We start from the raw sequence: 14944 nt of genomic DNA on the forward strand, positions 1-14944 counted from the left end.
AACGTAACTTACGTATAGAATAGAAAAAACTATTAAAATAAAAAGTGGGGTAAAGTTTAAATTTTTATTAAATTGTTACATTCTCGTCTTTTGGCAATCGTACTTCAAATATCGTTCTAACTACATTGCTCTCAGCAGAAATCGTACCGTTATGTTGCTCGACAATATTTTTCGCAATAAATAGTCCAAGGCCTGTCCCGCCACGGTTCTCAGTTCTTGCTTTATCACCTGTATAGAACATATCAAAAAGATACGGTAAATCTTCTTCCGGGATGCTATCTCCGTAATTCATAATTTGTACGACAACTTCTCCATTATCAACATACCCATTCATATCAACAAATTGTCCATCATAGCCGTAACGAACGGCATTTGTTAACAAGTTTTCAAATACTCTAGCTAACAATTTTCCATCACCGTGCATCGGTAAATGAGGAGCCACATTCAATCTAGCTTCTAAATGATGTTTTTCTAATAACGGATACAATTCCTCCTCTAACTGTATAAGCAACTCACTTATATCAATCGGCTTTTTATCCAGCTTTAGCATGCCATAATTCATACGTGTAATTTCAAATAGCTCATCAATTAAACTTTCCAGTCTTTGCGATTTCGTATATGCAATTGTGGAGAAATGTTTAATTTGTGCTTTTGTTAAATTTTCATCTTTAAGAATTAAATCTAAATATCCTAACACGGATGTTAATGGTGTTCTTAAATCATGAGCTAAATTCACAACGAGCTGACTTTTACTACTTTCAGCAAAATCTCCTCTTTCAACAGCTTCTTTTAACTTTTCACTTGCAACATTTATTTCACGCGCGATATTTCCAAACTCATCATTTGATGAAACTTGAACTTTATTCGTAAAGTTACCGTTCGCAAGATGATGAATCCCATTAGAAATTTCATCAAAGTATTTTAAATACGGTTTTGTCAAAAAGAAGAAAAAGATAATAGATAACGGAATAAAGAAAATTAAAAAGAAATTAATGTCTCCAAATTCCCTTACCATTGACCTAAATTGTGCTAAAGGCTCTTCGTAGCGAACCATCGTTTTATAATACAGCTGCAATCCTTTATAAATTATATAAGTTACAGTTGCTGCAAGCACCATACTTAACGCAAATAAGGCAATCATTTTAAATCGAAAACTTTTCATCATATTAGCCATTAAAAGTATAACCTACTCCCCACACTGTTTTTATTAATTTATCCTTTCTTTTATCTTCTCCAAGTTTCTTCCGCAACGTACGAATATGTACCATTACTGTATTTCCACCTTCATAATAATCGTCTGCCCATACGTGCTGAAAAATATTTTCCACATTGTACACTTTCTTCGGATGACTCGCTAATAAATATAAAATATCAAACTCTTTCGGCGTTAATTCAATTTGCTCACCATATACATCAACCGTCCTACGCTCGGGATTAATTACGACTCCGCCTATTTCTAAAGCAGATTTACTCTCCGCTACTTTCGGTTGATTTAACGTAAAAAACCTACGCAGTTGTGCATTTACACGTGCAACTAATTCAATCGGTGTGAAAGGCTTCGTCATATAATCATCCGCGCCTAGTACAAGACCTGTCACCTTATCAAAGTCCGAAGTTTTCGCGCTTAAAAAAATAATCGGCATATGATGTTTCGTGCGAATTTGACGCGTCACCTCATACCCATCCATTTTCGGCATCATAATATCTAAAATTACCAAGTCGATTGGCTGCGTTTCAATAATATGAACCGCCTCTTCCCCATCCGCTGCCTTCACAACATGGTACCCTTCTTTTTCTAAATGTATCTCAATTAAATCAGCAATTTCTGCCTCGTCATCCGCTATTAAAATTGAAATGCGCTTCATTTTACTCCCCCTTTTTCATTCCATTTTTATACGCTCGATTGTAAACTAGTCTATCCAATTTGTACAATACAAAAAGGCTACTCGTTAGAGTAACCTTGGTAAATAAAATTATATCAGCGATTTTCTAATTATATCGAACACAACTTGAATTATATCAGCGATTTTCCAATTATATCGACCGTAACTCAAATTATATCAGCAATTATTGAAATATATCGACTTACCGACAATGAACGACAAAATCCTCTCGCTATTTGCGGGCATCCTAATGAAACTTCCATTTACCGCTCAAACACAATCCGCTGCTTCGTAATTTCTTCCAATCTTCCGCGATCTACTTCATACTCAGCATCAACGCTTTGCGGCACCATCACTTTCCCGCCCTCAAGCGTCACTTCCGGCCAAATAATATCCTGCTCCCAATGTCTACTAGAAGCAGATATATCTCCTGGAATCGTAAAGTTAGGCAATGACGCAAGAGCAACATTTTGCGCTCGTGAAATCCCCATTTCTACCATACCACCGCACCAAACGGGTACGTTATGCTCCATACAATAATTATGGATCTGAACCGATTCTGTTAATCCGCCCACTCGCCCTGGTTTAATGTTCACAATTTGGCAGCTACCAAGCGTAATCGCAACGCGTGCATCTTCTAAACTATGAATACTTTCATCTAAACAAATCGGCGTTTCAATTTTCTTTTGCAATTCCGCGTGATCAAGAAAATCGTAATCCGCTAACGGTTGTTCAATCATCATTAATTGGAATTCATCTAGTCGTTTCAGCCTCTCCGTATCCCCTAATGTATATGCTGAATTTGCATCAGCCATTAACGGGATATGCGGAAACTCTTTACGAATTTCTTTCAATAACTCATAATCATGCCCCGGTTTTATTTTTACTTTAAAACGCTCGTATCCTTCTTCCGCGTACTTCTCGATTTGTTTTAACATAACTGGAATCGTATTAAGGCCAATTACAACGCCGACTTCAATTTCAGACTTCGTTCCGCCAAGCAATGTCGCTAACGACTTCTTTTGACGCTTCGCATATAAATCCCAAACAGCCCCCTCTATTCCGGCTTTTGCCATTCGGTTTCTTTTTATATGTTGAAATAGACCCGGTACCTCATTCGGATGAGAAATTTCAGCCTTTAATAAATCAGGTATTAAAAAGTCTTGCAGTATATGCAGCGCTGTCTTCACCGTTTCTTCCGTATACCACGGTTCAGAGAATGCAACGACTTCCCCAAATCCAATGCACCCGTCCGTATCCTCTAATTCAATAACGATACTCTCACGCTTTTCGTAAGTCCCGTAGCTTGCAGCAAACGGGATTACGAGTGGCATTTCCGTTATATACAGTGTCGCTTTTTTTATTTCCACCTACATCTCCTCCACTAATTGTCTTAACTCTCGTCTTAACAATTTTTTCGAAGCGTTACGTGGTAATTCCTCTAAGAAACATGCTTTCTTCGGCACTTTATATTTCGCTAATTTCTCCTCGCAAAAATGAAGAATTTCTTCTTCTGTTACCGCCCCGCTTTTCACAACAAAAGCAGCTGGTACTTGTCCCCATTTATCGTCAGCCATGCCGACAACACCAGCTTCCGCTACTGCCGGATGAGAAAGCAACACTTCTTCAATTTGAGCTGGATATATGTTCTCTCCGCCAGAAATAATTAAATCACTGCGGCGATCTAATACGTATAAAAACCCTTCTTCGTCTAAATAACCGAGGTCGCCAGTATGAAGCCATCCGTTTTGAATAGTCTCTCGCGTCGCATCTTCACGATTAAAGTAACCGCCTGTTACGTTCGGCCCTTTTACTACAATCTCACCTTCCGCAAATGGTGGCACTACTACGCCATCTTTTTCAATACGAAGTTGGCACTGAAATAGTGGTTTTCCAGCTGATCCTACTTTCGTTAACATGTAATCTGCTGATAACGTGCAAATTTGCGAAGACGTTTCTGTCATACCGTACGTTTGATACACAGGGATTCCTTTTTCTACACATGTTTCTAATAACGGTTTCGGCGCTGGTCCTCCGCCAAGTAACATGCATCGTAAAGAAGCTGGGTATGTCCCTTCTCCAAGTCTCTCTAATAAATCTGTTAACATTTTGGATACAACAGAAATAATCGTAACACCTCTCGTTTGAAGTGCTTTATGAATAAAATCAGCATCATATTTCGGAACAAGTAAAATGCGCATGCCGTACATAATGTTTTTCATTAAAAGAGATAGCCCGCCAACATGGAACATCGGCATACAAGCTAACCAGCAATCATCATCACGAAACCCTAAGTTAAGCGAAGAGCCAACCGCACTTGCCCAATGATTACCGTACGTTAAAATAACGCCTTTCGGTTTTCCTGTCGTCCCAGACGTATAAATGATTGTCATCGCTTCTTCTAAAGAAAACTCTTCTTGTATAGAGGCTTCCTCTTTTGGTCCATTCATCACTTCGGCGAATGAATAAACAGGAACATCTTTAGCATCAAAATCTTGATCCGTTACTAAACAAACAACTTCAGCATCATCCATTTGCCAAAGTAGCTCTTCTCTTGAAAGACGCGTATTTAAAAGCACAGCTACTGCACCTACATAAGATAGGGCGTGAATAACTGTAATCATCTCCATACCATTTTTCATCAGAACAGCCACCTTTTGCCCTCGCTCCACTCCAACATGCGTGAGGTGTTCACAAACAGATACTACTTTTTCATGCAGCTCCATAAAAGTAACTTTCTCTTCCTCTATTTCAATTGCAGTGCGATCTGGTGTTAAAAATGCACGTTGCATTAACCAATTTGGCATCGTCTCCATCATTCATTCTCCTTTCATGAAAGAAAGAGACTTGATATGATATCAAGTCTCTTAGTTGTTTTGTTTCCGGTTTGGTCTTATCCAGCTACAGCAGCTAGAATGCTCGGTGGCTTCACTTCTTCCTACGAGGCAAAAAGCGCCTCTACGTCAGAAGCTCCATCCCCCTCACATTCTGAACGAGCTGCTTTCGCTTTTGGTTTCATCCAGCTACAGCGGCTAGAACAGTCGGTCGTTTCACGCCTTCCTACGAGGCAAAAAGCGCCTCTACGTCAGGAGTTCCAACGCCCTCTTGTTCTAAGCAAGCCGCTTCCGCTTTTGGTTTGATCACGGGAAACGAGGGAATTGACCGAAGTCCGGACTGCGTTTTTCTTTGAATGCGTCGCGGCCTTCTTTTGCTTCGTCAGTTGTGTAGTACAATAACGTTGCATCTCCAGCTAGTTGTTGAATACCAGCTAGACCGTCTGTGTCTGCGTTGAATGCAGCTTTTAGGAAACGAAGTGCCATTGGGCTGTTTGCTAAAATTTCTTGTGCCCATTGTACTGTTTCTGCTTCAAGCTCTTCTAATGGTACTACAGTGTTTACTAAGCCCATATCAAGCGCTTCTTGAGCACTATATTGACGGCATAGGTACCAAATTTCGCGAGCTTTCTTGTGGCCTACCATACGAGCTAAGTAACCAGCTCCGTATCCACCGTCAAAGCTTCCTACTTTAGGACCTGTTTGTCCGAATACAGCGTTGTCTGCAGCGATTGTTAAGTCACATACGATATGAAGTACGTGTCCACCACCGATTGCATAACCTGCTACCATTGCGATAACTGGTTTAGGAATTGCGCGAATTAGACGTTGTAAGTCTAATACGTTTAAACGAGGGATTTGGTCGTCACCTACATATCCACCATGACCGCGAACTTTTTGGTCGCCGCCAGAACAGAATGCACGTCCACCTTCACCTGTTAAAATGATAACGCCAACATTTGCATCATCACGAGCTTGTGCAAAAGCGTCGATTAACTCCATTACCGTTTTAGGACGGAATGCGTTATGTACTTCAGGGCGGTTAATCGAAATCTTTGCGATACCATTGTATGTTGAATAAATAATATCTTCGTAATTGCCTTCTTTTACCCATTCAATAGCCATTACAACTACCTCCTTGTATATTTCTGATCTCCTCTATAAGTGTAACTTCATTCTTAACTGAAAAAAGCATCACTGCATAGTTTTTAGAAATCCCTTTACTATTGTATCAAACTTTTCCGGTTGTTCCACATGAATTGCATGGCCAGCACCATCAATTTTGACAAATTTCGCGTCAGAGATGCATTTTTCAATATTTTTTAATATACGAAAGAACTTTTCATCATACTCTCCGTTCATTAAAAGAACAGGTATTTTTAAGTTTTTCAGCTCATCCCACCATGAAGGCTGAGCCCCCGTTCCCATGCCGCGCAAGCTATTTGCAAGTCCTTTTGGATTGTTAGCAAGTCGTTCTTTTCGCACCGCTTCTTGTACGTTTTTTGCTAAACGTTTTTGCGTTTCAAAAAGCGGAATATTTTCCCACATGGATACAAAACTTTCTATGTCTTCTCGCTCAATTTTATCGGCAAGTCGATCATCTTTTTCACGACGTTCTTTTCTATCTGCTTCGTTTTCGAGCCCAGCTGTACAATTTTCTAATAAAAGAGAGTGTACATAATCTGGATATAGACATGCCATCGTAATCGCCAATCTACCGCCCATTGAATAGCCAAGTATATGTGCTTTTTCAATATGAAGGTAATCTAGTAGTTCTTTCATTTGCAATGCCACATTTCGGATATCATAATGCGCAACATCTTCAGGACTCTCCGTCTTTCCGTGTCCAACAAGATCCACTACAATAACTTGAAACTGCTCACTCCATGAAGAGATAAAAGAACGCCACGTTTCCATGCTTCCCGTAAAACCATGAAGAAGTAGAAGTGGTTCCCCGCTTCCGACTACTTCATATTCATACGATACACCTTGCAGCGTTACTTTCATTTTGATTCACCTTGTAAAGATGTAGTAATTACGTCCATCGTTTTTGCCCATAATGTACGGTGCAATGTTAAGTTTTCATCACGATTCGTACAAATTTCCACAACGTGTAAACCTTCTGTCGTCGTTCCTTTTCGAACTTCTTCTCGGAATTGCTCCCAACCATTTACACGGCTAAATGAACCGCCGTACATTTTGACAACATGCTCATAATCAAGTCCAATTGGTGTTCCAAATAATGATTCAAAATGTTCCTTTTTCTCATACTGTGGTAAGAATGAGAAAATACCCCCACCATCATTATTTACAACGACAATTGTTATGTTTAATTCATGTAATTTCGCTGCTAACAGCCCGTTTAAATCGTGATAAAATGATAAATCACCAATTACTAATACAAGTGGATCGCAAATAATGCTTGCTCCTAGAGCTGTCGAAATGATTCCATCAATACCATTTACACCACGGTTTGCCATCACATGGATGTTTTTATCCGATGTGAAGAAGAATGAGTCTGTATCACGAATTGGCATACTATTGCTCGCAAATAACGTTGCGTCTTCTGGTAATACGCGCACAATATCTGTAATAACCTTTCCTTCAAATGCAGTTTCATATGTTTCCATTTCACGAAGCGTTGCCTTCGTTTTTTCGTTTATATGTTGCCACATTAGGGACCAATCATTCTTTTTCATAACTGGCATTTTTTCTATTAATGCCTTGCAGAATTCAATGTCACTTGCTTGCACAACTTCTGTCGCAACAAGAGCTGGATCTCTCCATTGTCCTGATTCATCGACAACGATATGAACTGCTTTTGTTTGTTTTTTTATGAACTGCGTTAATGATTTAGAAACAGGCATACCACCAAAGCGAATTAAAACGTCCGGTTTCCATGTTTCTTTTAACTTTTCATTTCGTAAAAATGTATCATAACAGTCAATTACCATCGTTTTATCGTGGTGTCCGCTACGAATATTAGAAAGTGGGTCTGCTAATATAGGATAGCCAGTTTTTTCAGCTAGTTGCGTTGCAAACATTGCGATTTCTGCATGACTATCATCTCCACAAATAATAAGCCCCTTTTCCATATGTGAAAGGCGCCCTACAAGAGAATCTACATATTCACTCGGCATCACCGCGTTTCCTTGCTGAACTACTCCTGTATATTCACTACGTCCTTTATCCCATAAGCTTTCTAGTGAGAAATCAGGGATAAGTGGCTCGCGAACTGGAAAATTAAGATGAACAGGACCCTGCGGTGCTAAACAAGCATTTGCTACTATACGCTGCGTCGTCATACGAGCGTAATGATACATCGCTTCACTTGCTTCTGGCAGTGCCATCTCTGTAAATTGTTTCACAAAAGTACCGTATAAATTAAATTGATTCATTGCTTGTGGTGCACCCACATCTCTTAATTCATGCGGTCTATCCGCTGTTAAGACGATAAGTGGGACCCTTGAATGAAAAGCTTCACATACAGCTGGATAATAGTTCGCTGCTGCTGTTCCTGACGTACATAATAATGCTACTGGGCGTTTTTTTGCTTTCGCAATACCGAGCGCGAAAAATCCTGCTGATCTTTCATCCACATGTAAATATGTGTTCATTCCTTCGTGTTGTTCCATTAGTAAAGCAATCGGCGTTGACCGTGAGCCTGGACTAATGACAACATCACATACATCTAGACGCGTCAGTTCATCCACGAACGCGCCTAAATAATATGATAATGCTTCTATATGATTGTTCATTTCATTAATTCCTCCAAAGCACCAAGCATCGGTCTAAACTTCAAACTTGTTTCTTCATATTCAAGCTGCGGGATTGAATCAATTACAATACCACAACCGGCAAATAAGGATGCTTTCTCGCCGTTTAATAATCCGCAGCGCAGCGCAACCGCAAATTCACCATTTCCTTCATCATCTATCCAGCCAATCGGTGCACCATACAACCCTCTGTCTAACAATTCAACATCACGGATCAGTTTCATCGCTTCCAAACGAGGTGTCCCGCCAAGAGCTGGTGTTGGATGTAATTCTTCTACCATTGTTAAAAGACTCGCATCGCCTTTTGCTTCTACAGGCGTATATAAGTGAATTAAGTTTTTCGTTGTTAATAAACCTGGGCTTTCCGGAATATTAACGTATTCGCAATGTTCATTTAGTACCGAGCGGATCATGTTAACAACATACCCATGTTCAGCTAAATTCTTTTCATCATGAAGAAGCGCATTACTATTTCGCTTACTTTCTTCTATAGAATGACCATGACCGATTGAACCCGCAAGACACATCGATGTAAATTTCTCATCTTCTTTGCGAATTAATCTCTCAGGCGTCGCTCCTAAGAAGCATGCTCCTTTATAATCAAAAGAAAATACGTAACAATCCGGTTGACCAATGCGAAGTGCTTCTAAAACAAGAGCAGAATCAATCGAATGATTCATCTCTACTTTTAGTTCCCTCGCCAATACAACCTTCTGCACGTTACCCTGCTTCATCTCATCTTGTACTTTTTCAATTGCTTTCATCCAGCCTTTCGGATCCACTTCTACTTTAGAAATAACAGTCAATTTCGATCCGTTTAGCGCACATTTACTCTCTCTCAAAATTTTCTCTTCTAAAGAAATCATTTCGTTATAAAGATTTTCTGCACAATCTGTTGCTGAAACAAATGTATTCATCGTTAACCATGCTTTTTCATTTTTTACAGTTAATAAAAATGCTGGTAGTGAAAATGTCGTATCTTTAAACTCTTTCCATAGGTCCGTTTTCTCTTTTTCTGGATCAAAGGAAAAACCACCAAATAAAAGCGGACCCGTTCCAAATTCATATTCATCTCTTTGGACAAATGCATTCTCTTTTACTTTCTCCCACTCGTCGCGAGCGGTTTGAAAGCGCTTATGAGAAGAATTTGCTATAGTGAAAACAGAGCCAATTCCTGCAAATATTACATGCTGAGCCGGGTCTGCAAAATAACATCTATTTTCGAATGAAATCCTTTTTCCTGCTGCATAGAACAGAAGCGGATCCACCCAGTCTATTTGTTTTACAAAACTAACCAATGTTTTTTCGTTAGTTGCACGCTTGATAGCTGCAATAAGAACTTCTTGCAAGCCTTTTTGTTTCGTTTGAATCACAATTGTCTCCCCCCTATGGGCGAAAAATAGTCATAATTACGCTTGATTTTAAGATACACCTCAAACGAAAGGCCTGTCAACGTTTAGCATTTCTGAGAAATTCACCTTCTCTTCCTAGAAAATAAACGTTGACACTAAATGATGCTTTTTCTACACTTAGTTGTGTACAATATGTGACCAAAGGAGGATTCAACATGGAAATGAACGTCAAAACGAATTCCTCTCCTACGGCGCCAAAGCCAAGTAAGCAAACAGGCTGGCGCATCTGGTGGAGTTTACTACGTCCCCATACATTAACAGCCGCTTTCGTACCTGTTTTCATCGGAACAGCATATTCGATGCAGGTCGGAGGTATAAATCAAATACATCTTCCTCTTTTCCTTATGATGCTTCTTGCTTGTCTTCTCATTCAAGCAGCAACAAACATGTTTAATGAATACTTTGATTATAAAAGAGGACTCGATCACGAAGGTTCAGTTGGTATCGGCGGCGCTATCGTTCGCGATGGCATTCAGCCAAAAACAGTGCTTAACTTAGCATTTGGATTTTTCGGCATCGCAATACTACTAGGTGTTTATATTTGTATGAATTCTAGCTGGTGGCTTGCTGCAATCGGTCTTGTTTGTATGGCCGTTGCTTACCTTTATACAGGTGGCCCACTTCCAATTGCATATACACCATTTGGAGAGTTGACAGCCGGATTATTTATGGGTGTCATTATTATTGGGATTTCATTCTTTATTCAAACTGGAACTGTAATATCAGAAGTCATTTTACTATCTATCCCAAGCTCCATTTTAATTGGCGCCATTTTACTAGCTAATAATATTCGTGACTTGGATGGCGATAAAGAAAACGGTCGTAAAACGTTAGCAATTCTCGTTGGGCGCGAGCGAGCGGTTGGTGTACTTGCTTCGATGTTCATCGTTTCCTACATTTGGACAATTGCTTTAATTATCGTGGGCATCGTATCACCATGGATGCTTATCGTATTTTTAAGTGCACCGAAAGCATTTAAAGCGACGAAAGGCTTTATCGGCAAAAGCATTCCAATAGAAATGGTACCTGCGATGATTGCAACAGCAAAAACAAATACAATCTTCGGTTTCCTAATGGGAATCGGATTATTACTTGGATACTTTCTATAAAAGGAGCTGCTTATGCGGCTCCTTTTTCATATCTGAAATTCATCTCATAATTCCTACTCTCAACGCCCATACTATGTAAAGAAACTGAATTGTAGGAAGGTGGACGACTATGTTAACTCCACAACAAGTAGGTCAATTTAAATCCATTTTAGAAAAACAAAAACAAGAACTAGAGCAAACGATACAAACTCATGAAAATACAGATCGTGCTTCTGAACGTGATTCCGTTGGAGAATTATCTAGCTATGATAACCATCCAGCTGATATGGCTACAGAGCTATATGAACGGGAAAAAGACTTCGGACTTATTGAACTTTGGCATAAACAGCTTGAAGACACGAAACATGCCTTGCAAAAAATAGAAGCGGGTACGTACGGCATTTGCGAAGTGTCTGGCGAAGAAATTCCATTTGAAAGATTGGAAGCAATGCCAACCGCTACAACATGCATCCAGCACGCGACAAATAAGTTAAATATGAATACACGACCAGTTGAAGAAGAAGTGTTGTCTCCTTCTTTCCACAAGCATGATGAGGACCATTCTGTTGAGTACGATGCGGAAGATGCGTGGCAAGATGTCGCAAATTACGGAACATCTGAAACGCCGTCTGATTTAGAAAGACAAGATTCAAAAAACTATAATGGCATGTATGTAAATAGTGAAGAAAACGTAGGCTACGTGGAGGATTTTGAAAACTTTATCGGTACGGATATGTACGGGAAAAACCCACAAGTTTTCGCTACAGAAGAGCATGAAGAATATGAACAAATGCTTGATGATTTTGAAGAACGTACCTTCAAAGGTGAATTATCTTCAAATGAATCTAGTTCCAAAGAATAAAAAAAAGCATTCCGAAAATCGGAATGCTTTTTATCGCTAGCTAATTAGTTTTTTGTAACGTTAGCAGCTTGTGGTCCACGGTTACCTTCAACGATTTCGAAAGAAACTTCTTGACCTTCTTCTAAAGTTTTGAATCCGTCACCTTGGATAGCTGAGAAGTGAACGAATACATCGTCTCCACCTTCAACTTCGATGAAACCGAAACCTTTTTCGCTGTTGAACCATTTAACTTTACCTGTTTGCATGTCATGTACCTCCTAAATAAAAATGAAACTATGAATCCACATGAAAAGGTGGATATAAAGGACATGAATGTATAACAAGCTTACAGCCTTTAATTCAACGTGCTTTATTTCCGTACCACATTATGTAGCTCAATAGTGATTTCACTATATCACGCTATATCCAAAACGTCAAATGAGAACACTTTCATTCCACCATTTTTTTATAATTTTAATATAATGTTGAATTTCCATATTCATATATTATCCCGCCATTTGTGGACAGCTTGATTGGCGGGAGCTGATAATCAGTTTTGGCTGGTTCCACTTTATTTGAAAATTAACAAAACTAAAGTATTCTAATCCTATTAAATTCTGTACAATATAAGTATCTATTACATACGAGGTGAAAAAAATGAGAGCACACGAAATCGAGTATAAGTTATATGGCGATGATATGCAGTTTGTTGAAATTGAGTTAGATCCAGAAGAGAGCGTGATCGCAGAAGCTGGCGCAATGATGATGATGGAAGATTACATAGAAATGGAAACAATCTTCGGTGATGGTTCTGGCCCATCTGGAGGTTTATTCGGAAAATTAATGGGCGCTGGTAAACGTCTCGTTACAGGCGAAAGTATGTTTATGACTGTATTTACAAATACAGGTCACGGCAAGCGCCACGTCTCATTTGCTGCTCCTTATCCTGGTAAAATTATTCCTGTAGATTTAACAGAGTATCAAGGAAAAGTAGTTTGTCAAAAAGATGCCTTTCTTTGTGCCGCAAAAGGTGTTTCCATCGGAATTGAATTTACGAAAAAAATAGGAACTGGTTTCTTCGGTGGTGAAGGTTTCATCATGCAGAAACTTGAAGGTGATGGCCTTGCTTTCATGCACGCAGGTGGAACTGTATATAAACGTGAATTAAAACCTGGTGAGAAACTTCGTATTGATACAGGTTGTCTCGTTGCTATGACAAAAGACATTAACTATGATGTCGAGTTCGTTGGTAAAGTAAAAACAGCTCTATTTGGCGGCGAGGGTTTATTCTTCGCAACATTAGAAGGTCCTGGAACAGTTTGGATTCAGTCCTTAACACTTAGCCGCTTAGCAGCACGCCTTACAAGCCCAGCAGCGCAAAGTACTGGCGAAGGTAGTGTATTAGGTGGACTTGGTCGTTTATTAGATGGGAAAGAGTAAACTGTGCCCTTATGTAGGCATGGCCATCAACTAATAAAATAATAAAATTAAAACACCCTTGCTTGCAGTAATGTAGTGAAAGGGTGTTTTAATTTACGTCTACAAACGAGAAAAAGCAGTTAAAATAAAGTAATAAGGTTTACTTCAGGAAAATAAGGTATATTATATTTGTTGAATAGATTCTCTTTAGAGACAAGAAAAGTAGGTGAACAAAGTGGGAAAATATCAATTGGATTCCAAAAGTCAGGTAGCTGTGGCAAAGTTCCATGAAAAACAGAAACCTGCCAAATTTGATAAAAAGCAGCAACTTGAAAAATTGCGTACGGAATATTTGAAAAAGAAGCAAAAACAAACAGATAAATAATACGTTTTGTTTTTCAAATTTTTCTGTATATAGTGTAAACAAACACAAGAAAATAGGTAAGTTATTCATCGTTCAAATATATACAGGCTATTTTTTCAAACCTCTTACTTAATGAACTAACGCATGCGTCAGTTCATTAAGAATAACTAAAAAAGTCGATTCCTTGAGATGAAAAAGAGTAAACAGTGCCCTTATCAGGCACTGTTTTATTTTGACCTTATAATTTCCTCCACCGATTTAGATAAGCGATACAAGCTATTCCCCACCTCCAAAAGAATGAATCAAGTTCCTCACCGCATATATTAAACTATACCTTTTCTTAAGGAGGGCTACCTTAATGCGTACTCCTTTATCCTTTGATAAAGACACTGCCATACTGTTAGCTTCTTGTTGTGAGTTAACGTATGAACAATATAAACAAAATGGCATTTTCGAGATACCAGATGGTTTTCAATATGTACAAGGGTTTCAAGGAAAGGCCATTCAAACAACAGAATGGTTCGGATTTATATTAGAATCTGAGGATACAATTATTGTTGCCTTCAGAGGCACTCAAACAGACCCCGATTGGATTATTGATTCTCTCGTCAATCAAAAACCTTATCCTTATGCTTTAAATGGCGGAAATGTCCATAACGGTTTTCTCTCTATTTATGAGTCTTGTCGTGATTCTATTATGGATATGCTCGTATCATTGCCAGCACATAAAAAACTGCTAGCTACTGGGCATAGTCTAGGTGGCGCGCTTGCCACATTACACATATTAGATGCACGTATAAATACTGCCTTCGCACAGTATGGACTTTATACATTCGCTTCTCCAAAAGTAGGAGATATCGCTTTTCGAAATTATTATAAACTACAAGTAGCTAGTAGCTTTCGTTTCGTCAACTTGTTCGATGTCGTCCCACTTCTCCCTCCCCGAAACATAAATTTTAATGATCATGATTGGGAGTATGCACACGTCCATCACAACATGACATTTACAAAAAACACAAAATCCATTACAAATAATCATTCCATTACAACATACAAAACATGTCTGACTTCTCATTTTTAACCAGTAAACAATTGGAAATAAAATATTCGTATACTATAATAATGTATGAAGTTATTTTTGGATGAGGGGACCTTACATGTTAAAATTTATCTTCGCATTTTTTCTTATTGTAATTTTTACGGTTACAGGTTTCTTTACATTTTCATACTTTGCGACAGGAGAGTATGATGGGGCAGGTATCATATATACCACTGTTCCATTTCTTTCTTAAGCAAAATAAATAAAACGAGCTTAATTTTATTAAGC

At 38.8% G+C, this 14944-nt stretch carries 15 protein-coding genes; 6 read left to right on the top strand and 9 right to left on the bottom strand.

The window, feature by feature from the left end:
- Positions 1-67: 67 nt before the first annotated feature.
- The 8 genes from DN404_RS04925 to DN404_RS04960 all read right to left on the bottom strand — a co-directional run bounded on the left by DN404_RS04925 (position 68) and on the right by DN404_RS04960 (position 9866).
- The gene (locus tag DN404_RS04925) at positions 68-1174 is read right to left on the bottom strand and encodes a sensor histidine kinase (RefSeq protein ID WP_149214785.1); all 1107 of its coding nucleotides are present in this window, start codon (positions 1172-1174) and stop codon (positions 68-70) included.
- Positions 1167-1865 carry a response regulator transcription factor gene (locus DN404_RS04930; protein WP_000822509.1) on the bottom strand — a complete coding sequence of 233 codons (699 nt, stop codon included), beginning with the start codon at positions 1863-1865 and terminating at the stop codon, positions 1167-1169. The genes DN404_RS04925 and DN404_RS04930 overlap by 8 nt, the downstream gene beginning before the upstream one ends.
- Before the next feature lie 281 nt (positions 1866-2146).
- The gene (gene menC / locus DN404_RS04935; RefSeq protein ID WP_149214786.1) at positions 2147-3253 is read right to left on the bottom strand and encodes an o-succinylbenzoate synthase; all 1107 of its coding nucleotides are present in this window, start codon (positions 3251-3253) and stop codon (positions 2147-2149) included.
- Positions 3254-4699: an o-succinylbenzoate--CoA ligase gene (locus tag DN404_RS04940; RefSeq protein WP_149214787.1), complete on the bottom strand. Its 1446-nt coding sequence runs from the start codon at positions 4697-4699 to the stop codon at positions 3254-3256.
- Positions 4700-5023: 324 nt separating this feature from the next.
- Positions 5024-5842 (bottom strand): 1,4-dihydroxy-2-naphthoyl-CoA synthase, encoded by an 819-nt coding sequence (gene menB, locus DN404_RS04945; protein WP_000963885.1) that lies wholly within the window; start codon positions 5840-5842, stop codon positions 5024-5026.
- Between the two features lie 69 nt (positions 5843-5911).
- Entirely contained in the window at positions 5912-6724 is an 813-nt protein-coding gene (gene menH / locus DN404_RS04950; protein WP_000869210.1) for a 2-succinyl-6-hydroxy-2,4-cyclohexadiene-1-carboxylate synthase, read from the bottom strand.
- Entirely contained in the window at positions 6721-8475 is a 1755-nt protein-coding gene (gene menD, locus DN404_RS04955; RefSeq protein ID WP_149214788.1) for a 2-succinyl-5-enolpyruvyl-6-hydroxy-3-cyclohexene-1-carboxylic-acid synthase, read from the bottom strand. Before menD ends, menH begins: the two co-directional genes overlap by 4 nt.
- Positions 8472-9866: an isochorismate synthase gene (locus DN404_RS04960; protein WP_016123513.1), complete on the bottom strand. Its 1395-nt coding sequence runs from the start codon at positions 9864-9866 to the stop codon at positions 8472-8474. Before DN404_RS04960 ends, menD begins: the two co-directional genes overlap by 4 nt.
- 194 nt (positions 9867-10060) lie before the next feature.
- Between DN404_RS04960 and DN404_RS04965 the strand changes: the two genes are divergently transcribed.
- Entirely contained in the window at positions 10061-11014 is a 954-nt protein-coding gene (locus DN404_RS04965; protein ID WP_149214789.1) for a 1,4-dihydroxy-2-naphthoate polyprenyltransferase, read from the top strand.
- Between the two features lie 109 nt (positions 11015-11123).
- Positions 11124-11855, top strand: a complete 732-nt coding sequence (locus DN404_RS04970; protein WP_000957393.1) for a yteA family sporulation protein — start codon at positions 11124-11126, stop codon at positions 11853-11855.
- A gap of 44 nt (positions 11856-11899) precedes the next feature.
- On the opposite strand, the gene cspD is transcribed toward DN404_RS04970, so the two are convergent.
- A complete protein-coding gene (gene cspD, locus DN404_RS04975; RefSeq protein ID WP_001193054.1) occupies positions 11900-12100 on the bottom strand; it encodes a cold-shock protein CspD in 201 nt (66 codons plus the stop codon).
- A 391-nt stretch (positions 12101-12491) separates the two neighbouring features.
- Between cspD and DN404_RS04980 the strand changes: the two genes are divergently transcribed.
- From DN404_RS04980 to DN404_RS30880, 4 genes are all read left to right on the top strand, one after another.
- Positions 12492-13274, top strand: coding sequence for a TIGR00266 family protein (locus DN404_RS04980; RefSeq protein WP_001201257.1), 783 nt, complete (start codon positions 12492-12494; stop codon positions 13272-13274).
- Positions 13275-13488: 214 nt separating this feature from the next.
- Positions 13489-13638, top strand: a complete 150-nt coding sequence (locus DN404_RS30425) for a hypothetical protein (protein WP_000521639.1) — start codon at positions 13489-13491, stop codon at positions 13636-13638.
- A 337-nt stretch (positions 13639-13975) separates the two neighbouring features.
- A complete protein-coding gene (locus DN404_RS04985) occupies positions 13976-14698 on the top strand; it encodes a lipase family protein (protein ID WP_001260111.1) in 723 nt (240 codons plus the stop codon).
- Positions 14699-14774: 76 nt separating this feature from the next.
- Positions 14775-14909 (top strand): hypothetical protein, encoded by a 135-nt coding sequence (locus tag DN404_RS30880; RefSeq protein WP_000911065.1) that lies wholly within the window; start codon positions 14775-14777, stop codon positions 14907-14909.
- The last annotated feature ends 35 nt before the right edge of the window (positions 14910-14944 follow it).

Source organism: Bacillus sp. TE8-1 (genome assembly GCF_008368855.1).
GTDB classification, from domain to species: domain Bacteria; phylum Bacillota; class Bacilli; order Bacillales; family Bacillaceae_G; genus Bacillus_A; species Bacillus_A cereus.

Coding starts and splice junctions, on each gene's coding strand:
- DN404_RS04985 (WP_001260111.1), top strand. CDS start 13,976: ATGCGTACTCCTTTATCCTTTGATAAAGACACTGCCATACTGTTAGCT.
- DN404_RS04930 (WP_000822509.1), bottom strand. CDS start 1,865: ATGAAGCGCATTTCAATTTTAATAGCGGATGACGAGGCAGAAATTGCT.
- DN404_RS04965 (WP_149214789.1), top strand. CDS start 10,061: ATGGAAATGAACGTCAAAACGAATTCCTCTCCTACGGCGCCAAAGCCA.
- menD (WP_149214788.1), bottom strand. CDS start 8,475: ATGAACAATCATATAGAAGCATTATCATATTATTTAGGCGCGTTCGTG.
- DN404_RS04925 (WP_149214785.1), bottom strand. CDS start 1,174: ATGGCTAATATGATGAAAAGTTTTCGATTTAAAATGATTGCCTTATTT.
- DN404_RS04940 (WP_149214787.1), bottom strand. CDS start 4,699: ATGGAGACGATGCCAAATTGGTTAATGCAACGTGCATTTTTAACACCA.
- DN404_RS04980 (WP_001201257.1), top strand. CDS start 12,492: ATGAGAGCACACGAAATCGAGTATAAGTTATATGGCGATGATATGCAG.
- menH (WP_000869210.1), bottom strand. CDS start 6,724: ATGAAAGTAACGCTGCAAGGTGTATCGTATGAATATGAAGTAGTCGGA.
- menB (WP_000963885.1), bottom strand. CDS start 5,842: ATGGCTATTGAATGGGTAAAAGAAGGCAATTACGAAGATATTATTTAT.
- DN404_RS30880 (WP_000911065.1), top strand. CDS start 14,775: ATGTTAAAATTTATCTTCGCATTTTTTCTTATTGTAATTTTTACGGTT.
- cspD (WP_001193054.1), bottom strand. CDS start 12,100: ATGCAAACAGGTAAAGTTAAATGGTTCAACAGCGAAAAAGGTTTCGGT.
- DN404_RS04970 (WP_000957393.1), top strand. CDS start 11,124: ATGTTAACTCCACAACAAGTAGGTCAATTTAAATCCATTTTAGAAAAA.